Origin of the sequence: Amaricoccus solimangrovi, assembly GCF_006385685.1 — a bacterium.
Lineage (GTDB): Bacteria > Pseudomonadota > Alphaproteobacteria > Rhodobacterales > Rhodobacteraceae > Amaricoccus > Amaricoccus solimangrovi.
In genome coordinates this window covers 164960-188967 of record NZ_VFRP01000002.1, presented here as the reverse complement: position 1 = coordinate 188967, position 24008 = coordinate 164960, and the positions used below count along the sequence as shown (strand labels likewise).

The 24008-nt window shown below is 69.3% G+C and carries 35 protein-coding genes; 10 read left to right on the top strand and 25 right to left on the bottom strand.

Going from position 1 to position 24008, the window contains the following annotated elements; all coding sequences use genetic code 11:
- The first annotated feature begins 99 nt into the window (after positions 1-99).
- Positions 100-354: a hypothetical protein gene (locus FJM51_RS03390; protein ID WP_140452701.1), complete on the top strand. Its 255-nt coding sequence runs from the start codon at positions 100-102 to the stop codon at positions 352-354.
- Here FJM51_RS03390 and FJM51_RS23680 read toward each other — a convergent pair.
- The 16 genes from FJM51_RS23680 to FJM51_RS23670 form a co-directional block, all read right to left on the bottom strand.
- Positions 344-2614 (bottom strand): hypothetical protein, encoded by a 2271-nt coding sequence (locus FJM51_RS23680; RefSeq protein WP_181164430.1) that lies wholly within the window; start codon positions 2612-2614, stop codon positions 344-346. The genes FJM51_RS03390 and FJM51_RS23680 overlap by 11 nt on opposite strands.
- Positions 2614-4578, bottom strand: coding sequence for a hypothetical protein (locus FJM51_RS03380; protein WP_140452700.1), 1965 nt, complete (start codon positions 4576-4578; stop codon positions 2614-2616). Before FJM51_RS03380 ends, FJM51_RS23680 begins: the two co-directional genes overlap by 1 nt.
- A gap of 1 nt (position 4579) precedes the next feature.
- Positions 4580-5869 carry a hypothetical protein gene (locus FJM51_RS03375; protein ID WP_140452699.1) on the bottom strand — a complete coding sequence of 430 codons (1290 nt, stop codon included), beginning with the start codon at positions 5867-5869 and terminating at the stop codon, positions 4580-4582.
- The gene (locus FJM51_RS03370; protein ID WP_140452698.1) at positions 5869-6312 is read right to left on the bottom strand and encodes a hypothetical protein; all 444 of its coding nucleotides are present in this window, start codon (positions 6310-6312) and stop codon (positions 5869-5871) included. The genes FJM51_RS03375 and FJM51_RS03370 overlap by 1 nt, the downstream gene beginning before the upstream one ends.
- Positions 6309-6494, bottom strand: a complete 186-nt coding sequence (locus tag FJM51_RS03365; RefSeq protein ID WP_140452697.1) for a hypothetical protein — start codon at positions 6492-6494, stop codon at positions 6309-6311. The genes FJM51_RS03370 and FJM51_RS03365 overlap by 4 nt, the downstream gene beginning before the upstream one ends.
- A 2-nt stretch (positions 6495-6496) precedes the next feature.
- A complete protein-coding gene (locus tag FJM51_RS03360; RefSeq protein WP_140452696.1) occupies positions 6497-7909 on the bottom strand; it encodes a packaged DNA stabilization protein in 1413 nt (470 codons plus the stop codon).
- The gene (locus tag FJM51_RS03355; protein ID WP_140452695.1) at positions 7909-8682 is read right to left on the bottom strand and encodes a hypothetical protein; all 774 of its coding nucleotides are present in this window, start codon (positions 8680-8682) and stop codon (positions 7909-7911) included. Before FJM51_RS03355 ends, FJM51_RS03360 begins: the two co-directional genes overlap by 1 nt.
- A 76-nt stretch (positions 8683-8758) precedes the next feature.
- Complete coding sequence (locus FJM51_RS03350) at positions 8759-10027, bottom strand: P22 phage major capsid protein family protein (RefSeq protein ID WP_140452694.1); 1269 nt, start codon at positions 10025-10027, stop codon at positions 8759-8761.
- 184 nt (positions 10028-10211) lie between these two features.
- The gene (locus FJM51_RS03345) at positions 10212-11111 is read right to left on the bottom strand and encodes a hypothetical protein (RefSeq protein WP_140452693.1); all 900 of its coding nucleotides are present in this window, start codon (positions 11109-11111) and stop codon (positions 10212-10214) included.
- Between the two features lie 55 nt (positions 11112-11166).
- Positions 11167-11502 (bottom strand): Gp49 family protein, encoded by a 336-nt coding sequence (locus tag FJM51_RS03340; protein WP_233712958.1) that lies wholly within the window; start codon positions 11500-11502, stop codon positions 11167-11169.
- Complete coding sequence (locus FJM51_RS03335; RefSeq protein WP_140452692.1) at positions 11499-13703, bottom strand: portal protein; 2205 nt, start codon at positions 13701-13703, stop codon at positions 11499-11501. The genes FJM51_RS03340 and FJM51_RS03335 overlap by 4 nt, the downstream gene beginning before the upstream one ends.
- Before the next feature lie 85 nt (positions 13704-13788).
- Complete coding sequence (locus FJM51_RS03330; protein ID WP_233712957.1) at positions 13789-15150, bottom strand: DNA-packaging protein; 1362 nt, start codon at positions 15148-15150, stop codon at positions 13789-13791.
- A complete protein-coding gene (locus FJM51_RS03325) occupies positions 15147-15677 on the bottom strand; it encodes a DNA-packaging protein (RefSeq protein ID WP_140452691.1) in 531 nt (176 codons plus the stop codon). The genes FJM51_RS03330 and FJM51_RS03325 overlap by 4 nt, the downstream gene beginning before the upstream one ends.
- On the bottom strand, positions 15674-15949 hold the full coding sequence (locus tag FJM51_RS03320) for a hypothetical protein (protein ID WP_140452690.1): 276 nt from the start codon (positions 15947-15949) through the stop codon (positions 15674-15676). The genes FJM51_RS03325 and FJM51_RS03320 overlap by 4 nt, the downstream gene beginning before the upstream one ends.
- Positions 15946-16110 carry a hypothetical protein gene (locus tag FJM51_RS23675; RefSeq protein ID WP_181164429.1) on the bottom strand — a complete coding sequence of 55 codons (165 nt, stop codon included), beginning with the start codon at positions 16108-16110 and terminating at the stop codon, positions 15946-15948. The genes FJM51_RS03320 and FJM51_RS23675 overlap by 4 nt, the downstream gene beginning before the upstream one ends.
- Positions 16107-16262, bottom strand: a complete 156-nt coding sequence (locus tag FJM51_RS23670; RefSeq protein ID WP_181164428.1) for a hypothetical protein — start codon at positions 16260-16262, stop codon at positions 16107-16109. Before FJM51_RS23670 ends, FJM51_RS23675 begins: the two co-directional genes overlap by 4 nt.
- A gap of 68 nt (positions 16263-16330) precedes the next feature.
- On the opposite strand from FJM51_RS23670, the gene FJM51_RS03315 reads away from it, so the two are divergent.
- From FJM51_RS03315 to FJM51_RS03300, 4 genes are read left to right on the top strand one after another with little or no spacing between them, the layout of a single operon-like run.
- Complete coding sequence (locus FJM51_RS03315) at positions 16331-16546, top strand: hypothetical protein (RefSeq protein ID WP_140452689.1); 216 nt, start codon at positions 16331-16333, stop codon at positions 16544-16546.
- A gap of 12 nt (positions 16547-16558) precedes the next feature.
- Positions 16559-16828, top strand: coding sequence for a hypothetical protein (locus FJM51_RS03310; protein ID WP_140452688.1), 270 nt, complete (start codon positions 16559-16561; stop codon positions 16826-16828).
- Positions 16829-16837: 9 nt separating this feature from the next.
- Positions 16838-17170 (top strand): hypothetical protein, encoded by a 333-nt coding sequence (locus FJM51_RS03305; RefSeq protein WP_140452687.1) that lies wholly within the window; start codon positions 16838-16840, stop codon positions 17168-17170.
- Complete coding sequence (locus tag FJM51_RS03300) at positions 17167-17346, top strand: hypothetical protein (RefSeq protein ID WP_140452686.1); 180 nt, start codon at positions 17167-17169, stop codon at positions 17344-17346. The genes FJM51_RS03305 and FJM51_RS03300 overlap by 4 nt, the downstream gene beginning before the upstream one ends.
- A gap of 30 nt (positions 17347-17376) precedes the next feature.
- Here FJM51_RS03300 and FJM51_RS03295 read toward each other — a convergent pair whose 3' ends face one another.
- From FJM51_RS03295 to FJM51_RS03260, 9 genes are all read right to left on the bottom strand, one after another.
- Positions 17377-17595, bottom strand: a complete 219-nt coding sequence (locus FJM51_RS03295) for a hypothetical protein (protein WP_140452685.1) — start codon at positions 17593-17595, stop codon at positions 17377-17379.
- Positions 17592-18407, bottom strand: a complete 816-nt coding sequence (locus FJM51_RS03290; RefSeq protein WP_140452684.1) for an LvrA C-terminal domain-related protein — start codon at positions 18405-18407, stop codon at positions 17592-17594. The genes FJM51_RS03295 and FJM51_RS03290 overlap by 4 nt, the downstream gene beginning before the upstream one ends.
- 11 nt (positions 18408-18418) lie before the next feature.
- Positions 18419-19798, bottom strand: a complete 1380-nt coding sequence (locus tag FJM51_RS03285; RefSeq protein ID WP_140452683.1) for a replicative DNA helicase — start codon at positions 19796-19798, stop codon at positions 18419-18421.
- Positions 19788-19919, bottom strand: a complete 132-nt coding sequence (locus FJM51_RS24665; protein WP_267901359.1) for a hypothetical protein — start codon at positions 19917-19919, stop codon at positions 19788-19790. The genes FJM51_RS03285 and FJM51_RS24665 overlap by 11 nt, the downstream gene beginning before the upstream one ends.
- Positions 19906-20127, bottom strand: a complete 222-nt coding sequence (locus FJM51_RS03280) for a hypothetical protein (RefSeq protein WP_140452682.1) — start codon at positions 20125-20127, stop codon at positions 19906-19908. The genes FJM51_RS24665 and FJM51_RS03280 overlap by 14 nt, the downstream gene beginning before the upstream one ends.
- A 2-nt stretch (positions 20128-20129) precedes the next feature.
- A complete protein-coding gene (locus FJM51_RS03275) occupies positions 20130-20543 on the bottom strand; it encodes a RusA family crossover junction endodeoxyribonuclease (protein ID WP_140452681.1) in 414 nt (137 codons plus the stop codon).
- Positions 20544-20546: 3 nt separating this feature from the next.
- Positions 20547-20822 carry a DUF2312 domain-containing protein gene (locus FJM51_RS03270; RefSeq protein WP_140452922.1) on the bottom strand — a complete coding sequence of 92 codons (276 nt, stop codon included), beginning with the start codon at positions 20820-20822 and terminating at the stop codon, positions 20547-20549.
- Positions 20823-21072: 250 nt separating this feature from the next.
- A complete protein-coding gene (locus tag FJM51_RS03265) occupies positions 21073-21285 on the bottom strand; it encodes a hypothetical protein (protein WP_140452680.1) in 213 nt (70 codons plus the stop codon).
- Between the two features lie 128 nt (positions 21286-21413).
- Entirely contained in the window at positions 21414-21629 is a 216-nt protein-coding gene (locus FJM51_RS03260) for a hypothetical protein (RefSeq protein ID WP_140452679.1), read from the bottom strand.
- Between the two features lie 87 nt (positions 21630-21716).
- Here FJM51_RS03260 and FJM51_RS03255 point away from each other — a divergent pair, with 87 nt between their 5' ends.
- The 5 genes from FJM51_RS03255 (at position 21717) to FJM51_RS23665 (ending at position 23909) form a co-directional block, all read left to right on the top strand.
- Positions 21717-22097, top strand: coding sequence for a hypothetical protein (locus tag FJM51_RS03255; RefSeq protein WP_140452678.1), 381 nt, complete (start codon positions 21717-21719; stop codon positions 22095-22097).
- Between the two features lie 665 nt (positions 22098-22762).
- Positions 22763-23035, top strand: a complete 273-nt coding sequence (locus tag FJM51_RS03250; protein WP_140452677.1) for a hypothetical protein — start codon at positions 22763-22765, stop codon at positions 23033-23035.
- A complete protein-coding gene (locus FJM51_RS03245) occupies positions 23035-23280 on the top strand; it encodes a hypothetical protein (protein ID WP_140452676.1) in 246 nt (81 codons plus the stop codon). The genes FJM51_RS03250 and FJM51_RS03245 overlap by 1 nt, the downstream gene beginning before the upstream one ends.
- On the top strand, positions 23280-23552 hold the full coding sequence (locus tag FJM51_RS03240) for a hypothetical protein (protein ID WP_140452675.1): 273 nt from the start codon (positions 23280-23282) through the stop codon (positions 23550-23552). The genes FJM51_RS03245 and FJM51_RS03240 overlap by 1 nt, the downstream gene beginning before the upstream one ends.
- Positions 23553-23759: 207 nt before the next feature.
- Complete coding sequence (locus tag FJM51_RS23665) at positions 23760-23909, top strand: hypothetical protein (protein ID WP_181164427.1); 150 nt, start codon at positions 23760-23762, stop codon at positions 23907-23909.
- Positions 23910-24008 lie beyond the last annotated feature (99 nt).

Genomic DNA, 24008 nt, shown 5'->3' with positions numbered 1-24008 from the left:
CTTTCACCGGCTTTGGCGGGCCGTTGCCGAATTTATACCCGTTCGCAGCCCGCGCGGCAAGCTTGCAAGGCGGGCGGGTCCGGCCGCATAATGTCCGGCATGCGCGCAGCCATCCCCCTCGTCATCGTCGGAAACATCGGCTTCATGCTCGTGCTCGCGCGCGGGCTGAAAGGCCTCCTCGCGGATTACGGCTATGTCGGGATGGCCCTCGGCACCGTCGCGGTCATCGTCGGCTGTTTCAGCCTCGCCATGCTCGCGGACAGCCGGGTGAAGGACATGCGCGAGATGCTCGACCGGATCGAGCGCAAGCACCGCGTCAACCTCTGGGACGAGCGCGCCCGCCTCAATCGGTGACGGCGAGCTCGTTCCGGCCCGTGACCCAGGCGCCGGTCCCGAGCGCCTCCACCACCGCCCCCGCGATCTTCGCCGCCTCGGCGCTCTTGACCGGCTGGCCCTGCAGCAGCTTGTCGATGCCGTCGATCGCGATCCGCGCGCGCTGGCCCTTGACCTGCGTCAAGGCGCGCGCGAGGTCGCGGAAAACCGCGCTCTGGCGCGCCGCCTGCGCCTCCGGGGTCTGCCCGGTCATCAGCTGCGCCAGCCGCTTCACCGCCTCCAGCGGCCGCCCCTGCAGCAGCGTCCCGACCGCGCCGGGCGCCGTGCTGTCCTTGATCGATTCCTGCACCGACTGCCGCACCGCGGTATCGCTGTTCCGCGAGAGGTTCGCGCCGAGCTCGAACGCCGTCGATGCCGCGTCGAGCCGGGCCGCGAGGTGATCGGCCTCGGTCTTGCCGAGGATGAGCGCCAGCTTCTCCCGGGCCGCGCGCGACGAGAGATCCTTCACCGCCTTGATCGCCTCGCCGTTCTCGGTGCCGGGCTGGCTCATGATTCGGCGGACGTTGCCGAGCGCGTCGTCGATGCTCTGGCGGACCGACTGCTTCATGGTCTCGCGCTCGATCCTCGGCGCGCCATGGAGGGCTTCCTCGACGTCCTGCCAGCGCGTGCTTGGCCGCAGCACCATCGCGCCGAAGTCGCCGGCCTCCTTGATGCCGATCTCGGTCCCGGCCGCGTCGAGCGCCTTCGCATATTCCGGGTTCGCCTCGCGCACCGCCGCGCGGATCCTGCCCGCGAGCTTGCCGAAGATGCGGCCCTCGTTCGTGTTCCCGCCGAGCGCGCCCTTGCCGTCTCCCTTCTTCGCCACGTCGTTGAGCGCCCGGGTGATGTAGTCGAGTTCGATGGTGCTCGGCAGTTCGGAGAGCGTCGTTTCCTCCCGGAAGGCCGGGCCACCCCATGCGCCGGGCAGGTTGTCCGGCGTTCCGCCATAGGGGCCGGGCAGGTTCCCGCGGTTCCCGACCACGGCCGGCAGGTTGCCCGGGTTGCCGCCGGCGCGCGCCGCCACGGGCGCGGCGTCATCCACCGGCACGCGCGAGATCTTCGCCAGGATCTGCTTCTTGATGTCGTCGGGAATGTCCGGGTCCATCTCGATCAGGCCCCACGCCTTCCTGAGGTAGCTGCCCGGGACGCGGCTCATCAGCGCCTCGATCTTCTGGCCGGCGCCGGTCGTGTAGTCGATCGGCGTCCGGTACGCCGTGTCATAGAGCGCCTGCAGGTCAGCCTTCGGGCGCGGGAGTGTCGTGGCCGGAAACGCCTGGTCGAGCGCCGAGCGCACATCCGAGGCGCCCTGCGCCATGCGCCGGTCGATGGCGGTCTGCATGATCCGCGTGGCGTCGCCCCCGGACGCCGCGACGGCCTTCCCCATGGCCTGCGTCGCCGGTCCGGCCTCGACGAGCATCGCATCTTCGCCGCCGCGCGCGAGCCGCCGGATGGCCGCCTGCGGGTTCTCCGATGCGAGGCCCGCCTTGACCGCCTTCGCCGCGTCGTCGGAGATGCCGAGGATCTCCGCGATTCCCTTGACGTCGGTCCCCTTGAGCCGCTCGATCAGCGCCGCGCCGCCCTTGGCGAGCAGCGGGCCGGCCGCGCCGAGAGCCCCGCCGAGCGCGCCACCCACGGCCCCGCCGCGCATCGCCGTCTCGCCGCGCGTGTCGCCCTCGCCCGCGCCATAGCCGGAGACCGCGCCCTCGACCGCGCCGCCGACCGCGCCCGCGATGCCGCCCGCCGCCATGAGCGCGCCCGTGCCGCCGCCGAGCGCCGTTGCGACGCCGCCAGCGGCGGGGAGGGCCGCCGGGATGGCCGCCGCCGCGCCCACGAGACCGCCCCCCAGCCGCAGCCCCGCGCTCTGTACCGGGTGCTCGCGGTCCATCGCCGCCTGCACGTCGCGGACGTGCTGCTTCCGGTCCTCGCCGCCGATCGCGCCCACGGCCTCGTCCAGATACTCCCCGACGAAGGGGAAGCCCTGCACGAACTTCGCCGCCCGTGCCATGACCGGCTCCTGGCCGATCAGGTTCTGGTCCGCGCTGCTCTGGATGCCCGCCAGCGCCTGCGCGTTCGCGTCGCTCGGGCTGGGCGAGCGCAGGCCGGCCGCGCGCATCCGCTCACCACCCGGCGCCGAGGATCGGCCGAGCGCCTGATCGGCAACCTGCCGGATCGTCTCGGCGCTGGTGCCGGCCGGGAAGGTGATCGTGGCCCCGTTCGGCAGGGAAACGGTGATGTCGCCCATTACATGCGGTCCAGCGAGCCGGTTTCCGGGTTGTAGCGGTAGGCGCCGGGGTCGAGCGGCGCGGCCCCTCCGCCCGCGTCTGGCGCGCCCTGCGCCGGCCCGGTCGGCGCCAGCGGGTTCTCGACCTGCATCATCGCCGCGCGGCCCTCGGAGGGCGTCATCTCGCGGTTGGCGACGGCGTTCGCGATCGCCACCATCCGGGCATCATACTGGTTGATCTTCCGCATGGTCGCGATGATCTGCTGGTTCCCGCCGGGCTGGTTGATGATGCGCGGGATGCTCGCCTTGAACAGCGCCAGATCGGCGTCGGACATGGTGCCGGAGCCCGGCGCGCGCTGGCCCGGCACCATCTGGTTGATCAGCGCCTGCGCGGCCTGGATGTCGGAGAGCCCATCGGTCGGGATGCCCCACTCGCCCGCCATCTGCTTGAGCGCCGCGCCGCCGCCGGTCGGAACGTTCGCCAGCGTCTGCTCCAGAATGTCGATCTGTCGCCCGGTCCGCATGACCGCGGGGGCGCTCTCCATGATCGCGGCGATGTTCGTCCCGGCGCCCTCGTCGAGCTTCTTGTAGAAGGCCCCGGTCCCGCTCGGGTCCTCGCCCGTGTTCACGTTGATGTTCGTCGGCTGGTTCTTCTGGTTCAGGTAGCCCATGAAGCCCGGGTCGGACAGGCCAGCCTGGTAGTTCTGCATGTCCGCGGTCGGCTTCGGCGCCTCGGCCGGCGTGAACGTCTTGAGCAGTTCCCCGAGCATGGACTTCTGCGCCTCGGTCAGGTTCGGGTCCGCCGCCATCGCCATCAGCTGCGCGACGCGCGGGTTACTCATCGGATCGCCCGCGCCGGCCTGCGCGTCCCGCGCGCCCATGGCGAGGTAGTCGGAGAGCCGCGTCCCGTTCGCGTCGGCCGGATCGTACTGCCCGCCCGACTGGAGGAACTGCGCGAGGCCGCCCTGGCCGCCGAGGTGCGCGACGTTGATCAGGCCCTGTTCCGTCACCGGCACGCCGCCGATCTCCTGCCCGATGAAGCGGTCGAAGCCCCGGTCGCGGATGCCGCGCTTGATGTCGTCGACGTGCCACTGCTCGACGCGCTGCTGGGCGTCGGGCGAGGCCGTGAACTGCTCCGGCGTCATGTCCGCCGGGATCACGCCCGCGCGCTTGGCGTCCTCGAGGCGCCCGATGCTGAACTGCCCCCGGCCGAAGTGCCCGACGCCGCCCGAGCCCGGGACGTTGTTCCGCGCCGAGAAGCTTCCGCCGCTCTCGCTGCCGGCGAGCCCCGCCCCGAGCGGGCTCTGGCTGTCCACCGCGCCGATGATGCGCGGGTCGAGCCCCTTCGGGTTCGCGCTCGGCTGGATGGCACCCTGCGCGCCGCGCGGGTCGACCTGCTGCGGCGCGAAGGCCTCGCGCATCGCCGCCTGCGCCTGATCTGAGCGGCCCTGCGACAGGATGCTGTCGGTGTCCATCGCGCGGGCGAGCATGAAGTCGACGGTGCGCGGGTCGAACTGCTCCGGCAGCTTGTCGCCGCCGTCCAGGTTCTCGCGCGCCATCGCATAGCGCGCCGCCGCCTCGCCCTGATCGCCAGCCGCCTTGACCCACGCCATGGCCTTGCCGACCATCTCCGTCTGCTGGCGCATCTGCTCGACCTCGGCGTCGCGGCCCGCCTTCATGCGCGCGTCGCGGAACTCGGCCAGCGCCGCCGCTTCCTTCGGGTCCATCGTCGCCAGCGTCGCCAGCGATCCCGCGTCGCCCGACCACGCACCGGCCCGGGCCCCGCGCAACCGCTGCTCGTCCGCCAGCGCGCGGGAGCGGTCCTGCTGCGCCAGAGCCCGGTCCTGCTGCTTCCACTCCCGCTCCTGCGCGGCGTTCGCGGCGTCGATCTGCGCCTGCTGCAGCTGGTTGCCGTAGATCTGCTGCCGGAGCCGGGCGGTCTCGGCGTTGTCGATGCCCTCGTAGACCTGTGCGAGGTTGAACATTTCAGCCGGCTCCGTTCCACCAGTTCGAGATCGTGTTACCGATGTTGCCCGTCGAGTACGGGCTACCCGCCCCGCCGCCCTGCGATTCCGGCCGGGCCGACCACGCGGCCCAGTTCCCGGCGGCCCCATCGATCGTGCCGCCGATGTTGCCCCAGGCGTCGGCCGTCGCCTTGCCGGTGAGCAGCGCCGCATTGGCCTGCGCGTCGCCCTGCCGGCCATAGGCATTCGCGATCACGCTGGCGCCGTTCTGGATGGCCCCGTTCGCCGCGTTCGCGACGTTGAGCGCGCCCTGCGCCCGCGCGGCGCCCACGTCGCCGGCCCGCTGCGCCTTCACGTCCCCGCGATAGGTCGCCGCCGTCGAGAGCAGGTTGCCGCGCGTCGTCGCCTGCGTCGCCCGCGCCTGCCCGATCTGCGCCGCCGTGGTCGCGTTGTAGCCGGCGCGCTCCATTCGCCCGGCCGCGTGCGCGTCCCCGATGGCCGTCGTCTCGCCCGCGATCCGGTCGCCGTAGCCCGCGCGGATGGCGTTCGTGTCCCCCGCCGCCTGCTGGCCCCGATCCGCCACCGTCATCAGGTTGTTGAACTGGTTCTGCCGGTCGCTCTGCTCGCGCTGGTAGGCCGCCGCGTATTCCGTGCTCGCGAGGCCGGAGTTGAAATCGGTGAGCGCGGCCAGCTGCTGGCCGCTGAGGCTCGACCCGCGCGCCGCCGCCGAGCGTTCCAGCGCCTGCGCGCCCTGCTCCTTGCGGAACTCGTAGGAGGGATCGGCCTTGAAGTTCCAGCCGTCCATCGAGAAGTCGCCGCCCTTGAGCCCGGACGATACCGACTTGATCGCCTTCGCCCCAGCGTCGCGCCACGGCGCGAGCTCGGCCGTGCTCTGGTCCAGCATCTGCTGGAACATGTCGCGGTTCTTGCCGGCCGCGTAGACCTTCGACCCCTCGGCCTTCTTCGACCCGAAGACCATCGAATCGCGGGCATCCTTCGCCGCGCCCACCGTGGCCTCGGCGGCCTTGTAGTTGCCGCGCAGGAGCGCGTCTTCCGAGGCCAGCGACGCCTTCAGCCGCGAGCGCGCGCCGGTCTTGGCCGCCTTCGTGAGCGCGTTGGTCGCCTTGGTGTTGTACCGCTTCGCGTAGTCGATCGACCGCTCGGTCGCCTTGTCCTGCGCCTCGATCGTGCGGTCGGTGGCGTAGACCTGCGCCGACGCGGCGTCCTTGCCGGCGTTCTCGGTGGCCTTCGCCTGCCGGTTGCCGACGATGACGTTTCCGATGGTCGAGACCGCGGTTGCGACAAATGCCATCAGTCGGCCCCCTCTGCCGTCAGAAGCGCCAGTTCCGCCCGCTCGCGCTGCGAGAGCCAGGCGTCGGTGCGGTCGGTGTAGCGGTCCTCCAGCACCTCGACGTCGGTCTCGTCGTCGGGGTTCGGCAGGATGTTCATCCAGACGGTTTCCTCGAGCACCAGCGCGATCTTCCGGCCTGGCGGCGAGACGAACCGGAACGGCGCGGCGATCTCGCGGCGCACGCCGTCGCCGTCCACGACCGCGATCCTGCCCTTGAGCATGATGTTGAGCGTCGGCCCCCGGTGCGCATGGCCGATCACCAGCGCGCCGGCCGGCATCGTGATCTCGCGCAGGTAGAGGCCCGGCGGGAAATCGTGCGTGGTCGGGATCTCGACCTGCGGCATCTCGAGCAGCGCCGCCTCGGCCGCGTCGAGATCGGCGGCGAGGGTCGCGAGGTCGTTCATGGCTCCCACCCTTCCGGCAGCGCGCCGCTGTCGATCAGCGCCGCCACCAGCGCCGCGAGATAATCCGCGGTCGCGACCTCCGCCTCCGCCTGCCGGCGCATCCAGGCGAGCATCGTCGGGCTCGGCGTGCCGTCCTTGCGGGCGATCACCTCGACGGGTCCGGGCGTGCGGGGCTTTGCCATCGTCACATCTCCAGGTGCATCTGCGCGAGGATCGCGCGGCGGAACGGGTCGGAGATCGTGAAGCGGAAGCGCCAGTCGCGCCGCGCCCCGAGCTTGCGCCAGATCACCCGGCGGACGTAATCGCCCGTCTTGCCGATGCTCATCGGGCGGCGCGTGCTCCAGGCCTTGCCGCCGTCGCCGCTCACCTCCATCACCACCTCGTATTCCGCGCCGAGCGGCGAAAGGCCGGTGTCCATCTCGATCTGCACCGAGCCGATCGCCACATAGGCTCGCTGCCCGTGGATCGGCATCGAGACCACCTGCGCGATCAGCGGTTCGCCCGCGTCCTCGAACAGGTCCAGCGACTGTTCGAGGATCCGCCCGTCATCGGCCCCGACGAAGTGCTTGCCCCACGCCTCGGCATGACAGCGGCCGATCGCGCAGCCGCGCGAGTAGTTCGCGCGCTGGTGCCAGAAGCCGGTCGCGAGGTCATAGGCGAGCGTGAGGTTGCCGACGGTCAGGACGTAGAAGGTATGCCCCTCGTCGGTGTAGCAGTAGGCCCGCGCGCTCGCCCAATCGGCCTTCCGCTCCTTCAGAACGGCCTCGACCTGATCGTCGCTCACGCGCGACGGGCTCATCCCCTGCGCCATCCAGACCGTGCCCCCGGCGGTGAGCCAGAAGACGATGCCGTCGGTCTGCGCGGCGGCGGCGGCCGTGGCGCAGCCCTGCTCGATCGTGCTCCCGGGCACCCGCGCGAAGGGTGAGCCCACCGGGTTCGCGGCGTTGTACCAGATCTCGGTCGTCGTCTCCCCGAAGATGAACAGGGAATCCCCGGCCGCGAGCACGCCGACAGCATCGTCGGGCGATTTCTCGGCCTCCCCGAAGTCGAGCCCGCTGAATGTGCGCGAGCGGATGCCGGAGTTGAACACCTGCCCGGTGTCCGAGCGGTTCAGGATCAGGTAGCCGTCGAGACAGGTCACGCTGTCGGCGGCGTAGAAGGCCGTGGCGGTCGGGTAGACCGGATCGAGCCCGGCCGCGCTGATCCAGATCGCCCGGGCGCGCGAGCCATCGACGGCGATGAAGTCGATGCCGTTGGTCGCAATGCTGACCGGCTCTTGCATCACCCAGGAGCCGAGCCGCGTCACCGTGCCGGCGCTGCTGACCATGTAGACGGCATGCTCGCCCACGACGACGAGGCGGTCGTCCTTGTTCGAGTAGGCCATGGCGAGGATCTTGCCCTCGACCGTCTCGACGCCGGCATCGTTCGAGTATCGCAGCGTCGCGAAGTCCTTCGCGCCCGGAGCGCCGACGAGCACGATGTCGGCCTTCGCCCCGACCGGCGCGGACTGCGCGAAGAAGTTCACGAGGGAGCCCCCGCTCGCGATCGAGATCCGGCCGCGCGCGAAGTTGACGGCGAGGGGAACCGGCGTCGCCATCAGGGGCCGGTCCGGATGTCGTAGCCCCGGCGCCGGCCGGTCAGCACCGGGTCGAGCACCAGGTCGCGCGGCTGGGTGTTGTTGATCTTGATCAGCGCCTTCGCCCGCTCGGCCTGCGCCGCGATGATCGGGTCGAGCACCAGGCCCGCATACTCGGGCGCAAGATGCACCGCGAGGTTGTAGACGATGGCCGCGAGGTAGCCCGGCGGGAAGTCGATAGAGGTCTGGATGCCGGTCATCGTGAAGCCGCTCGGGGAGAGCTTCTCCGGCGCCGCGGTTTCGCTGTAGGCCCGGTCGAAGTTGTCGAGCGCCGCCGCGTCGAACGGCTTCCGGCTTGTCACCAGAACGGCCGGCTCCAGCGGATAGGCGTTGAGTTCGACGAGGTAGAAAAGGCTGTCCTGCGAGCCCACCCACGCCGTCGGACAGCCTTCCTCGACCGTCGGCTGGTCGCGCAGCGCATTCGCGGAAAGCTGGGGGATGAAGCGCGTCCGGTCGTCGTCGGAGAGCATGCGGATCTGCTCGACCCGCGTCGGGCGCGACGTGTCCCAATCGCCTCCCGTGCCCATGGAATAGAACGCCTGCCCGGCGGTGAGGTCGAACCGCTCCGTGACGGTGAACGGGACCAGCAGCGCCTCGAGGCTCCAGGTGTCGAGCATCATCCGCAGGGCCGAAAGCGCCTCGGCGTGCTCGTCGGCGCTGGCCTGCTCGCCAATCCCGACGATGCCGAGCTTCCGGAGGCTCTGGTCGATGATGCTCTTGACGCTCGTCGCCACGCGGGCCTCCGGTTATGAGATGCGGCCGGCCCCGGAGGCCGACCGCGAGAGGGCCGAGGCCCCGGGGTGGAAACCCTTACGAGGACGCGCCGAGAATGCGCCGGGTGAGCTCGGGATAGAGGTTCTTTACCCCCCACAGCACATCGATGCGGTAGACCTCGCGGTAGTTCGTGATGTCGTACTGCGCGGTCATGGCCAGCGAGAGGCCGCTCTCCTCGTCGCGGACGCGCTGCTTGACCGGCGCCGACTGCGGCAGGGCGAGATCGACGATCGCCACCGAAACCGCGTCCTTGTGGATCAGGAAGTTCTGGCGGTAGGTCGAGCCACCGGTGCCCACGACAGTGATCGTCGCGCCGTCGCCCGGCGCCGCGCTCACGTTCTGGTAGGCGGCGAGGCTGACGGTGTTCCCCTCGGCGTCGACGTCGGTCAGCGTGCCGTCGTTGATCGCGGGCGAGATCGGGATGGTGGCCGGGCCGGTGGAGGCGCCGGAGTTCACATCCGCGGTCACGACGAACTGCTGCAGCTGCCCGGTCGACTGGTAGGTCTGCGGGTTGATCGAGTAGACGCCATCGATCGTGATCACGTCGCCGGCCTTCAGGATGCCGGTGATCGAGTTCGTCCAGCCGTCGGTCGCCAGCGAGGCGCCGGTCTGGCCCGCGCCGTTGGTCACGGGCGAGCCCGAGGCGGTGCCGACGGTGTGCGTCGGGATCTGCGCCGTCTCGAACAGCTTGTAGTTCGCCACCTGGCCGAGATAGGCCCGCTCGATCGCCTTGGTGACGAGCGTGTCGGCGGAAACCTGCGTCAGCGCCTTACGGTGCGCGGCGGCGTCGAGCGTGTTCAGGACGATGTTCGTCATCCCGTCGTCGGGGTGGCCGGTCAGCGTCTGGAAGGCGCGCGCGTCGATGATCTCGTTGTAGGTCGTGCCGTTGCCGGGCGTGCCGTTCGTGAAGAACGTCGACTTGGCGAGTTCCTGGTAGATCGAGAGGTCGACGGTGTGCGCGATCTGGACGATGCCGGACTTCAGGTAGCGTTCGGAGAACTCCTGAATCGCCAGAGTGCGGTCGTTCACGGTGAATTCGAGGCCGAAATGCTGCTGCCGGTCGACCTTCATCGCGACGGTCTGATCAACCATCGGCTGCTTGACCAGCACGCGGCCCGACGCGGACTTGGCGCGGTACGGCTTCTCCACGCTGATCGTGTCGCCCAGCTTCTTGTCGAAGTACCGCTCCTTCGAGCGGTTCACCAGCTGCAGGCCGACGAGTTCGTTCTTCAGGAGGCGGAGGGCTTCCTTCGCGATGACGTCATCGGTCAGGAGGATGTTGTTGTTGCCGTTCAGGTTGGGCATTGCGGAGTTCCACGGGATCGGGAAAGCGCGCTCGCGCGTTACCGGCCGTTCGGGCGCCGTGGCCCGCCGCGCTTGCAACCGAGCGCGGCCCCGTGGAAGTCCGAGGGCGAAACGGGCGCCCTCGTGCTCAGGAATATAGCAGGATCAGGCGGCTGCGATCAAGCGTTGAGGCTGACGGCCACCCTCACCACATCGACAGCCCGCGCCGCTTGTCCTCGGCGTTCCGGCGGGCCTCGAAATCGGCGTAGCTGGCCTTGTCGAGCGGCACCTCGCCGGTTCCGGTCCCGCGCACCGGGTCGATCGGCGCGGGCGCGCTGCTCTGGCGCTTGACGAACTTCCCGCTGGCGTCGCGCTCGGGCTCGGCCTTCGCCTCGGGCTCCGGCTCGGCCTTCTTCGGCTTCGGCGCCTCGGCCGCGAGAGCCCGGAGAGCGCGGCGGCGCGCGCGGGGCGGCATGTTCGCCACGTCCTCGCGGTCCTCCGGCGTGAGGTCGAGCCAGGCGCGCATGGCGGCCGGCGCGGCCTCGTCGAGATCCGCCATGGCCATGACCATCTGTTCGCCCAGGAACGCCTCCTCGGCCGGGATCTCGGCCAGCCGCTGCCAGAGCTTGCCATCGACCGAATCCGCCGCCTCGCGCAGATCCGCGATGGCCTCGGCCAGATCCGCGTTCGGCCGTGCCGAAAGCTTCCGCTCGCCCTCGTCCATCGCCTTCTTCGCCGCCTGGTACTCCGCGACCGTCTCGAAATCGTTCGGGTCGAGCCCGCCGTTGCGCTGGCGCCGGAGCTGCTCGATCATCCCCTTCGCGGTCTCGTACTTCTCCGCGAACTCGTCGCGCTCGCGGGCCGCGTCGCTCACCTTGCGCTTCTCGCGCGCGAGGCGCTTGCGAACCCACTCCGGGAGGCGCCCTTCCTCGTCGTCGGCCTTGGCGCCGTCGTCTCCCTTTGCCTCGGCTTCGCCGCCTTCCGCCGCTTCGGCCGCCGGCTTCTCGGCCTCGGGCGCCTCGGCCGGCTGCTGCTGATCGGGAAGGCTCCCGTCCTCGACCACGAAGCCGGCGGTCTCATCCTGCTGTTCCTGCTCGTTGCTCATGCTGGTATCTGTCCTGTGAGGGGTGGTGGTGCGGCCCGAAGGCCGCGCCAGAGGCTCAGGCGGCCGCGAGACGCTCGCGGAGCAGGTAGCCCTCGAACGCCCAGATCTTGTTCCGGGCGTTGTCGCGCGCGATCTTCCGGCCGATCTCCTCGTCGAAGTTCTCCGGCGACGCGGCCGCGCTCTCGCCCGTGACGATGAACCCGTTGCGCAAGGTCAGCGCGCAGACGGTCAAGGTCGTGCCAGGGAAGACATGGTACTGCTCGCCCGCGATCGCGGCATCGATCATCGCGGGGTTGAGGCGCGGGGCGTTGAGGCCCTTCGCCTGAATCTCGGCTTCGATCTTGGCTTCATCATCGGACATGGTGCGTTCCTCTTTGCTGGGGGTGGTCACTGCGCGGGCGGGGCCATCATCGGCCCGGCCGGGGGTCGCGGGGGCTGCGGCGCGCCCATCTCGGGCGGCTGCTCGATCGGCGCCGGGGGCATCGGCGCGGGCGCTCCGGGGGCGAAGCCGAGCGCGGCGAGCTTCGCCATGGCCTCGGCGGCCTTGGCCCGGGCCTCGAGCTTGTCCGCCTCGGCCTTCTCCATCTCGGCCTCGGCCTTGGCCTGCTCGACCCGCGCGCGCATCTGCATCGCCTGCTCGGCCATGGCCGCCTGCTGCTGCTCGGGCGAGGGCTGCGGCTGGCCGTCCGGGCCCGGCTGCTGCCCGGCCTTGGCCTCCTGCTCGATCTCGGCGCGCTCTTCCGGGCTGAGAAGCTTCGGGTCCATCATCCGGCGCATGCGGGCCGCGATCTGCGACGCCTGCGGCCAGTCCATGTTCTCGACCATCTTGTCACCGATGACCGGGAGCAGATCCGGCGCGGTCTGGCTGATCTGCATCATCCCGTCCGCCGCCGCCTCGCGCTGGGTCGCGAAGTTCGGGCCGGCCTTCACGCTCACGTCGAATTCGCCCTTGCCGAGCGCCTGCGAGACCGCGGGGAGGCCATCCGGGCCGGCGATCTGCTGGTTGACCGCGAGCCACACGCCCTTGCCGTCCTCGCCCAGCAGGCGCAGGACGCGCTCGGTGTCGTAGATGCGCGGGATCGCGTCGACGAGCAGCAGCCCGACGCGGCGGATCGCGCGGCCGAGGTTGTCGGGATAGGTGAAGTTCGTGGTCGAGCTCTGAACCTTCCGCGAGTTGATCGCCCGGCCGCTCGTCTCGTTCGAGGCCGCGCCGATGCTGCTGTCGTAGATGCCCGTGGCCGACTTGACGTTGTCGGTCATGATCGCGGCCATCTGGATTTCCGCGGTCGGGATCGCCGGGCCGTGGTCGCGCGTCGGGATCTGCGCGCCGTTGTAGCGCAGGAACGCGCGCTGGCCGCTGTTCGCCTCCTGCCACTCGTGCTCGTAGCCCTCGAACGCCTCGGCCGGCCCGACCCACGGCGCGTTCGAGGCGCGGCCCATGCGCTCGGTCGCCTTCGAATGCCAGTAGTTTTTCATCCGCTGCGGATCCTTGGCGAAGCGGATCAGGCTCGAATAGATCGTCTCGCCGTTGCGGCGGTCGCGCGCGCGGCCGAGCACCGGCACGATGGGGATCGAGCAGAACGGCAGCTCCAGACCCTTCACCCCGCCCTCGAGGATCGTGTGGCCCGTCACCTTGCGCCAAAGCACCTTCCAGGTGACGATCTTGCGCGCGCGGTCGACCCGCACCGGGCCTTCCTGCGTCGGCGGCGCGCCGATCAGCGCCCCGTCCGGCGCGAGCAGATCCTTGAGTTCGTCGCGGTAGAACAGCCGGCCATCGGTGAGCAGCAGGAGTTCCTGCTCGACCGCGACGCGCTCCATGTATTCCGCCACGCGCACGCGGCCGTCCTTCGCCCAGAACAGGCGCTGATCCTCGGGCAGGCCCGCGAACAGGTCGCCCGGCGCGGCGTCGGGATAGCGGCGCTCGAACTCGCGGCGCGGCATGTCCTCGGCCACCAGCGCATAGGGCATGTCCGAGCCGTCGAGTTCCTCGAACGGGCCGGTGAGCACCGACCAGCGGTTGCGAACGCTGGCGATCACCAGCTCCTGGTCGAAGTCCTTCCCGTTGGCATAGCGCGTGTAGACCCGGAGCCAGCCGAACCCGCCGTCGACCGCGTGGTTGAAAGCACGATCATAATGGGCCTCGGCGCCGCTGTTCGCTTCGATCGCGCGCACGATGCCCTCGTAGGCCTCGGCCTGCGACATTTCGACCTCGCGGCCGCTGTCCGTCGTCGCCTTGAGCTTTGCCCCCGAGCCCGCGAGATCCGTCGGCTTGACCGCGATGGCCGGGCGGCTCTGGCGGTTCTCGCCCACCACCTGCTCGACGAGCGTGTGCATGGTCGAGAGCGTGAGCCGGACGTTGTTCTCCGGCGCGCCGTCCGGCCACTGGTTCAGCCCCTCGACGAAATCGACGTCATCCTCGGCCAGGTCGAAATTGACGTCCCAGAGACCTTGCGCCTCGACCGACCGCTCGCGGATCAGCTGGAGCAGTTCCGCCTCGTCCCGCTTCTCGTCGGGCAGCGGCTTGCCCCTCATCGACAGCGCGTCCTTGTGGTCCGGCCGCTCGTAGCCCTGTTCCATGCTCGGTTCCCTCACCAGAATCTCCACCAGCGGCGCCGTCGCTCCGCCTCCCAATCGATCAGCCCGCGCGGCCACCCCGCGTTGATCGCCTCGTATTCGGTCATCGGTTCATCCATTCGTGTTGCCCGGCCGGGGCGCGGGGGGCGTTGACCGGCGGCGGGCTCGCTACCGGGCGGATCAGGTTCGGGAACAGCGCGGTGAGCGCCCACACCAGAGCGTCGAGCCGGTCGGGCGAGCGGTCCCCGAGGTAGCCTTGCGCGGTCATCAGCACCATCTGGTCCTCGAGGTCCGGGAAGGCGCCGACGTGGCTCACCCGGCCTTGCTCGTAGAGCGCCGAGATCGGCTCGGCCCGGACGTGCTTGCCGCGCGTCGCCCGCACCTCGAGGATGCGCGCGGTCGGCCGGACGCTGCGGATGGTCTGCGCCACCATCTCGCCGCCCTGGTTCACCTCGACGACGAGCGCGTCGCCGCCGCGCAGGTCCAGCGTCGAGATGGCGCGCGAGGCCCAGCCCTGCGGCGTGGCGACGAGCGAGGCATCCTCGAGCACGTAGGCCCGGCCGTCCTCCCCGAGCGCGGCGCAGACGATGCCGGTCTCGTCGGCTTCCTCGCCGCTCGTCACCGCGGGATCGACCGCGACGACCACCCGCTTGAAGTCCGGCAGCGCATCCTCGCGCACGCGGCATCCGTCGAGCACGCGGCGCGTCCAGAGCGCGCCCGGCACGTCGTCGACCACCTCGCCGTCGAGTTCCTGCCGGCCGAGGCGCGTCCCGGCGTATCGGTCATGCACGGCCTGCCAGAACGAGGCCGCGAGGTTCGCCCGGTTCTCGCGCGTCCCACCGCGCGTCACGACGACATTCGGCTTGGCGAGCAGTTCCCGGATCAGCGGGACCGGGCGCGGCGTGGTGGTGATCATCAGGCGCGGCTTCGACCCGAGGCGCAGGCCGAACATGATCTGGTCGAACGTCTCCTGCATGTAGCGCCACTTCGCGAGCTCGTCGGCCAGCGCGAGGTCGTGCTGCGGCCCGCGAAGCTGCTCCGGGTCCTCGGCGCTGTAGAGCGTCGCCGTCGCCCCGGTGTGGAAGGTCACGCGGCGCTTGGACGGCTCGTAGAGCGGCTTCTGCGCGGGCGGATAGATCGAGAGCAGGCCCGACGCGCCCTCGACCAGCACGTCGCGCGCGTCGGCCGCCGTGTCGGCCACGATGGCGATGCGGCTTGCCCGCTTGGCGTCCACCTCGGCGCGCACCCATTCGGCGCCGGCGCGGGTCTTGCCGAAGCCGCGACCGGCGAGCACCAGCCATATGTCCCAATCGCCCGGCGGCGGAAGCTGGCTCGGCCGCGACCAGAATTCCCAATCCCAGCGCAGCCGCGCGGCCTTCTCGTCCCCGAGCCGTGCAAGGGCTTCCTCGCGCATGTCCGGCGGCATCGCGGCGAGGCGTTCAGCGAGGGACGGCTCGAAGGTCAAGCTTCCCCCTCCTTCGGCAGGTTCGAGGCCATGCCGGTGAGAATGCCGCGCAGCTCTGCGGCGTCGGCGGAAACCTGAACCGGACCTTTGTCCGGGCCGGAGATCTCCTGCCGATCGGCAAGGCCGAGATCGCGGGCGATGATGCTGGGGACGAGGAGGCCGGCGGAGGCGCCCTCGAACTTCTGGCGCCGGATCACGGCCTCGGCTCGCGTGATGACCCCCGACAAATCCGGGCGCGTGGACCGCCAGTCGCGCCATGTCTGTTCCCCGATGTCGAGAAACATGCACAGGCCCGCGAGCGTCATGGCGCGCATCTTCGGCAAGTCCTCGACGGTAACCGCCCCCTCGTAGGCGAAGGCTTTCGCCTCGTAGAGCGGGTTCTCCGCGTTCCAGGAGAAGTACTCGCAGCAGGCCCTCCACAGTTCGTCAGGGCCAGAGAATTTCGGGTTCGGTCCGCAGGAACTGCGCGCCTCCCAGAACCGGTTGCCCGGGAGGAACCTGCCCGCATCGTCGCGCCAATCGCTCACGCCGACCTCATCATTTCCCGCCGCTGCGCCCGCTTCGCGCGGATCAGAGCGGCCACCCAATCCGGCCCGCCGCGATCGATCACGACGGCCTCCGCGACGGCGATCTGCTCGAGCGGGAGCCCGTGATGCATCGACCAGCGCACGCGGATGATCGACGGCGGCCCGATCTCGCGCGTCACGTCGAGTTCGACCGGCTCGTGACCGGACGCCTCGAGGCGGATGATCAGGATTCGCCGGAACACCTGGATGTTGATGCTGGGCTCGCGGGTCACAGCATCATCCCCGCGCCGATGAGCGCGACGCCGGCCGCGCTGCCGAGCGCCGACCAGACGCCGAAATAGAACGTGTCCGGGTCCATCGTGAGCCAGCACCCCACGATTGCGAGCAGGTAGCTCGCCGCGAGGATCAGCATTCCCAGCGTCATGATCGTCATTCGTCCTGCCCTCCGATGTTGCTGCCGTCGTGCTCCCCCTCGCCCCGCGCCCGATCCATCTGCGCGCGGCGGCTCTCCCGCTCGTCCTCGCGGGCCCTCCGCGCCTTGCGGGCGTCGCGGACGAGATCGGGGCCTGATTTTTTCTCGCTCATGCGCATTTCCCCCTTGCATTGCGCAACGTGGTTGCGTATATTGAGGATATAGAGAGGGAGACACGACGATGACCATCTACACCAAGACCGACACGATGCGGCGCCGGGGCGACCTCCAGGTCGGGGACATCATCAACGAAGACGGCGTGATGACGGTCATCGAGAAGGTCGAGCTTCGCGGCAGTTCTGACGGCCGCAAGCCGGTGGGCTTCTACGCGGCGATCAACGGAGAAACCGACCCGCTGCCCGCTGATTTCGAGCACACGATCTACACCGTAGCCTGAGGGGGACTGGCGATGACCAAGCACCTGCACATCGACACCAACGGATACGCCGACAGCATTTGGTGGACTGACGAGGCTGGCGTGTCCCATCGCCCGCTCCACGAGACCCGGGAGAACGGGATGGTGAGCCGGATGCGGATCGCGAGCCACCGCCTGCCGTTCCGCCTCGAAGACCTCGACTGCAAGCGGACCCCCGAGGGGTCGTTCTACGCGATCACCCCGGAGCACGAGCAGGCTCTCGACGAAATCGTCGCCGCCAAGCTCGCGGCCGGCAACTCCTGAGGCCATGAGATGACGACGATCTACCAGACCCCGAACAACATCATCATCCGCTGGGGACGTGGCCGCGCGTCCGTCGTGATCGGCGCCCGCTACCGCTACACCGAGGTTGACCAGATCACGGTCAGAGCCCCGTCTGTCTACGACGCCGCCGCGCCAAACCGGGTCGGAGGCTCCGGAGCGTTCGGGCGCATCGCCCCAGCCGAGCGCATTGAGGCAGCGGTCGCGACGCTCCGCAAGGCGTTCGGCCCCCTGCCCACGCAGTGCAACCTGCCCGACGATGACCTCGACCGCCCGCTCGCAATCGAGACCGTGGCGGACAGCGCCGCCGAGGCCCGGAAATGAACCGCAGCACCGAAATGCGGCGCCTGACCGAGGCGGGGTGGCAAGCCATCCCGCGCGGCTACCTGCCACCCGATGCGCTACGGCGCGTCGAGCGGCTGATCGCGGAGTGCGCGGACGAGCGGGAGCGCATCCTGGCGGAGCCGAAGCGCCCAGGGAAGCAGAAGCGCGAGAGGTGACGAGATCGGGGCCAGTCTTACGGTCGTCGCTCATGCATCCCCCTCCCCGAACACCACCCCCGTAGCGCCACGGAGCGCAGCGCACAGGCCCATCTCGTCGCAGGGGTCTCCCACTACCGGAAAATCCGCGCTTGCCCGCTCCTGCTGCCCCTGCTCGGCCTGTGGCACCACGCAGAGCGCCCGGCGCTGGAACGGCACCCGGGCGGTGCTCGGCCAGCCTCGGGCGGCGCGCTCGGCTTCGGTCATCATGCGAACCTCCTCGCGGTTGCCTCGAGCGCCCGAATGCGCCTGGCCTGCTCCGGGTCGGGTGGCGCGGCCGCCGGGATTTCGTCGGTCCAGCGACGGTTCTTGAGCCAGTTCGCTGGCTGCGGGATGTAGGTTGGATCCTTGCCTTGCTGAGAGGCCGCGAAGCGCCTGGCCGCCGAGATCACCACCTCGGGGTCGGCGCCGCGCAGCGTGGCCGTGATGAACTCGGCCTCGGCTTTGACCATGTTCGCCTTGAGCGGGTAGGCCCCCCAGAACTCCGGGAACCTCGACTGCTCGCCTGACCTGTCCGGAACCTCGAACGGCTGCTCGGAAACCGGCTCGGAACTTCGCGCGGAAGATTTCTGGGAGAGGGGAATATTCTCTCTTTCTGGCTTCTGGCTTCTGGCTTCTGGCTTCTGGGTTTTATCCCCACCCTTATCCTGAGGGTTATCCGGAGGCGTATTTCCCTTTGAATTACAAAGGATTGGGTTGCCGCCGTTTTTGCCGTTTTTCCGCGCTTGAGCGGACTTCTTGTCGTCCCGGGTCATCCTTCGCGAGTAGATGGCGCCCGATCTGGTGCGGGAGAACACGCCGGCCGATTCCAGTTCGCCGAGCAAGTCGGGGATCTGGTCGGACGGGGCGCCTGCCAACACCGCAAGTTGCGCGTCTGTCGGTGAGATGCCGGAGATCAGAAGGTGGCCATACGGCGTGGCCTCATGCATGAGCGCCAGCATCTCCATCCAGAGACCACGGGCGGCCAGGCTGCACATCCTCAGGCGCGGGTCGGCCCGCCAGTCCGAGGGGTAGAACTTCATCCATGGCTGCGTCACGCTCCGATCCCCCGGACAAAGTTCGTGGCAGGATCGAACCTGACGACCACCGTCCCGGTGTCGCCGTTGCGCTGCTTGTCCACGATGATTTCCATCTTCCCGCGCACGGCATCGAGGGCGGCGTAGTGCGCCTGGATCTCGATGCTCTCCATGTCGTCGGTGCTCTTGCGCGCCAGGTAATGCTCGGCGCGGTAGCAGAACAGGATCACGTCCGCGTCCTGTTCCAGCTGCCCGCTCTCGCGCAGGTCGCTGGTCATCGGCCGGTGGTCGTCGCGGTTGTCGACGCCGCGGTTCAGCTGCGAGAGCGCCAGTACCGGGACGCCGAGCGTCAGCGCCATCGACTTGAGCGCGATCGAGATCTCGGTGACTTCCTCGAACCGGGTTTTCCGGCCGGCGCGCACCAGCTGCACGTAGTCGACGACGAGCAGGCCCAGCGGCGTGCCGCGCGAGGCGAACAGCTTCTGCATGCGCTTCGCGGAGCTGTAGATGCTCTCGAGGTCGCGGCACTGCGGCGGGGTGAAGCTGATCGGCAGCTCGCTGATGTCCTTCGCCGCGCCCCTGAAATCGTCGAACTCGCGATCCGAGACCGTGCCGCGCCTGACAGCCGAATAGGGCACCGGCCGGTTCTGCAGCGCGGTCGCCTCGGAGATCGCCCGGGAGGCGAGGCTGGCCGCGTCCATCTCGAGGCTGATGAACCCGACGCCGTGGCCGCAGGTGGCCGCGTGCGTGGCGATGGAGAGCGCGAGGCTCGACTTGCCCATGCCGGGCCGGCCGCCGAGCACGATGAGCTCGCCCGCGTGGAACCCGCCGAGCATCTCGTCGAGCCGCTCGACGCCGGTCGGGACGCCGGGCAGCGTCTCCCCGGTATGCGCGGCGCTGGCCGCGACCACGGCCAGCCCCGCCGCCTTCATGAAGGAGATGATCTCCGCGCCGCCCCGGCGCTCCTGCGACAGGCCGAACGCCTCGACCTGCCCGAGGATCGCGTCGGCGTCCGCGTCGGCGTCCCCGAGGCCCTCCAGCGCGTCGGAGAGCATGGCCGCGAGCCGACGCTTCTTCGCGAGGCCCGCGATCAGGCGCGCGTAGTCGGGCGCGGCGAAGATCGAGATCGCCGCCCCGGCGAGGCGCGCGAGATATTCCGGGCCGAGATCGGCCAGCCCCGCGTCGTCGGCCATCATCGCCCGGAGCGTCACCGCGTCGGCCAGCTGGTCCTTCGCGGCCCGCGCCTGGATGGCCGCGAAGATCCGGCCATGCACCGGGTCCGCGAAGTCCTCCGCAGTGATCAGCCCGGAGACGCGCGGCAGCACGTCGTTGTTCAAAAGGATCGAGCCGAGCAGGTTCTGCTCGGCGCCGATGTTCTCGAGCGGGCTATCGGCCATCGCGTTGCTCCCCGGCTTTTCTCATGAGGCGGGCGATAACGGCGCCGATCGGCTCGAACCCTTTCGCCCGGCGCTCCGGGTGCATCGGCGGCGGCGTGTCTTCCAGATCATCTTTCGCCATGGTCTTCTCCTTCGGGCGCCCAGACGCCCGCCTCGATCGCGGCTTCGCAGAGCTCGCGCTCGGTCGGGCCCATGTGGCTGCGCCAGTCGGACATGTCGGTTCCCGCGCAGATCAGCGGGTGGATCAGCGCGCGGGCGCGGGCCGCCGGGCGCGCCAGGGCGTAGTTGCGATCGCAGTCCGCGCGGATGGCAGCGAGGAGGCGGTCCATGGTCAGCCTCCCGTGGCGGGTTCGATGGAGACGACCGTCTGCGCGTACTCGCCCCAGAACTTCCGGCACCGCGTGTCCACCACCTGGGCGTCGTCGTGGTAGGCGATGCCGTTGAGCGCGTCCTCGACCTGCTTCGCGATGTTCGAAGCGTCGGGCTTCTGAGCGTGGGGCGCCCCGAGCAGCGCGGCCCGCTTCTTCTTCGACCACGACTTCGGGATCTCGAAGTAGGCGACCACGTCGAGCATGACCGGGCCGTCATGGTGCGGCCCGAGGGGCGCCTCGAGGTTCCCGACGCTCGCCGCCGCGATCGCGTGTTGCGCCGCGACCATGGCGGGGAGCGTGAAGTGCCGGTTGCCGACCTTCCTGGCGCGCTGCCACGCCGTCGGCTTGCCCGGGATCATGAAGACCGAGGGCATGGGTCAATCCATCCCGAGCGCGGCTTTGTAGACTTCGAGGATTGCCTCCTCCTCCGACACGTCGGCCGGATCCTTCTTCCGCAGCGCGATCAGCTTGCGGAGAACCTTGGTGTCGTAGCCGCTCGCCTTCGCCTCGGCCATGACCTCCTTCATGTCCTCGGCGACCCCGGCCCTGTCCTGCTCGAGGCGCTCGTACCGCTCGATGAACTGGCGGAGCTCGGCGGCCGTGACGCGATAGGCCGTCGTCGCGGCCGCGTCGAAATCGGGATCCGCCTTCATGCCCTTGAGCTTGCCGGTCGCGGCCTTGAGATCGTCGAGCGTAAACGGGCCGGTCGTGGTGCCGTCCGGGAGCGTCATGGTCATGGTGGTTTCGTCGGGCATCACGAAATCTCCTACGAAACGAATTTCACGAGGCGCTTGAGGCGAGCGGCCGCGCGGGCCGCCCACCATTCGCCGAGGGCCGCGATCCGCAGACCGATGATGATCTCGTGCGCATAGACCGCGCGCCGCAGCCGTCCTTTAGGCATCGTCAACCCCCCAGGTGCCTCATGGCGCTCGCCGCCATGCTCGGATCCGTCATGGCCTTCGCGACGATGTGCCCGCGCGGGCCGCTGGTTTCGTCAAGCCAGTTCTGTGCTTGACGGGCGGTCACGCCGAAGCAGACCGCGATATGTTCGGGGGAGCGGAAGTTCTCCCGGAGGAAGTCTGCGAATTTACGTCTGAAAAAGGCTTCGTAAGACATTTCGACTTGTCCCCTCTATACTTGCTAGGCACTGCGTAAAGAGTTGGTCTCGGTCGAGTAATGGGTGGGGCATGTATCCGGGGCCGAGGGGGCCGGGCGCTGGGGGGAGCGCCCGGTTTTCGCGCGGGTCATGCCGCGTCTCCGGTGGCGGGCGCCGCCATGAAATGGAGGAGGCGGGCTCGCGTCTTCCCGCGGAGTTCCCGGCCCTTTTCCAGGTCCGAGACGAGGCGGCGGTCTTTCACCGCCTGCTCCCCGAACGCCCACTTGCTCATCCCCTCGCGCTCGCAGAATGCCGCGATGTCGGAGAGGAGTTCCTGGTTCGCCTGTATCGGATCGTACTGCATGGGCAGCACAATAATTGGAAATTGCCAACTCTACAAGCGGAAATTACCTTGTCGCCCACGCCGCGCGCGTAGGCTATTTCCTACTGCATGGAGAAAGACATCGACCCCGTGACGCTCGCCGTGATCCGCAATGTCAGTGCGATCATGGAGGAAAAAGAAATGAAGCCTGCCGACGTCAAGAGGGCCGGCGGGCTTGGCCAATCGACGATGCACGATCTCCTGGTGCGTCACCGGAGTCCCGGGGTTGACACCTTGGGTAGGATCGCGGCCGGCCTAAGCGAGGAGCCGTATGTGCTGCTACTAGAGCCGAGCAAGCGGGATGCGCTCCGCCGAGCTCTTCGCACTTTTGGCAAAGCCGACGCAGACGATCTCCTTCGGATCGAGGCGATGGTGGAGGCTTTTCTCGGCTCATCTGCCGCTCCGCAGCTTGGCGAAGAGCCTCGATCTGGCAAGGCCGCATCTGAATGAGCGACAGGACAATCTTCTTTGGGTTAGGCACTGCGCAGTCTCTCTCCCGGTGGGCAACCAATCGAACCCGGCGCCCTGATTCTGAATTATGCGGCGCAGCACTCATCCCTATGCATACCAGCGCCCCCGGTTCCAGACAGAAGTCGCCTTGCGATAAGGCAAATCGGCACGCGCCGCGCGCAATAATCGCCTCGGTTGCCGCGATAATCGCCTCGTGCGCACCGGTGCCGCCCCCGCCTCCCGATCCGGTCATCATGAAGCTCAACGAGATGTGCCAGGCCGGAGATGTTACCGCCTGCGCCGCGATTCTTGAGAAGAGAGACCGGGACAGCGCAGCCCGTGAAGCTGCGGCTGCGGCGTGGCGTCCGCCCTCGGCCGCCGCCCGGCCAGAGACACCGCCCCAGACCATCGTTTTCCAGCCCGTTTATCAGGCGCCGCGCCAGCCCGCCCTCGTCGCGATGAGCGTACTGCCGCCAAGCATCGGGCGTTAGCGGAGCAGCCACATCCCAGCGCACCAAAGCCCCGCCCCGCGCGGGGCTTTTTCGTGCCAAACCCACGAATCACCCCACATCGCAGAAAATTGGAAATTGCCTCCTCTTTCTTCTTGCAAGTTGGAAATTGCCAACTTATGATCTCCCCATCGCACCCCCGATGGGAGACCCGAGATGCCCAACCTGACCGACATGGACTGGAACTGTCTGCCGGGCGTCGCGCCCAACCCCGGCCATTATCCGGCCGGGTTCGCGGTCGCACCGTGCCGCACGGCGAAGATCGAATTCCGCGGCGTCGAGCAGCCGGAGACGTTGGAATGCGCGGAGGATGATGCCGAGTTCTACACGGTCTTCGGCCTCTGGGATTTCGGCGACGGCGAGGCGCTGCACGACGACACCCGCGAGGAGTGCGAGCGTCGCGCCGAGATGCTGCGGGAGTTCTCCTGATGAACCTCACCCTCAACATACACAACGTCCGCTCGGTCGAGACCCTGGACCTGCACCCGGCCTACGGGAACAGCAACGCGCTCACGATCCGGTTCGTCGGGGGCAGGCATCTCGAATGGCACGAGATCACCCTCTTCGACCTGTCCACGAACATCGCCACCGCGCTCGTCGATGCGATCCGCGCGCTCCCGCAGCCGCAGCCCGAACCCGCACCGCAGCACGACGACACGGAGGTGATCTTCTGATGCTCGACGCCACCCACTCCGAAGCCGCCACGCTCGCCGCGCAGATCCGCGCGTTCCCGACCTCGCGCGACCGCGTGAGCCTCACGCTCGACGCCCTCGCGGAACTGGTCGACGCGGAATGGCGCGATCTGATCACCGCCCTCCGCGACGCCCGCGAATGGGAGCACGACGAGGACGAGGCGGCGTACCACTTCGACCTCGCCGCCGGTGCCGCGACGAAGCTCTACGAGGATTGCCTCTACCACGCGGCCAATCCGGGGGAACGGGTCTGATGGCCCGCCTTACCCTCGCCGCGCTCTGGCTCGCGCTCGCCGGTCTCTACTGCGCCAGCCTCGCCCACGCGCTGCAGTCCGCGCGGACCGCGGTTCAGCAGGAATGGAGGGCACGCTGATGCGCATCGACCCGACCCGCGTCGCCCGGCTGGCGCTGATGCTCGCGAGCGTTGCCGTGGTCGGCGCGCTGATCTGGTGGGCGCTGCCATGACCGAGCAGCAGCAGGCCGAATACGAGGTCCGGGTGGCCGGCGAGACGCTCGAGGCGCGCATGATCGCGCTCGAGATCGCGCTGGGGCGCTACCGGCAGGCCATCGCCCGGCGCGAGAAGATCCGCGAGCGCGCGCCGTCCAACTGAGGTTCCTCCCTCGGCGCGCTGTCCTACTGCCTCGCGCGCCGTCACTGCCGGAGCGGCGATCCCACCCACGCCGCTCCGGCCTTTTCCAGAGGATTTGAT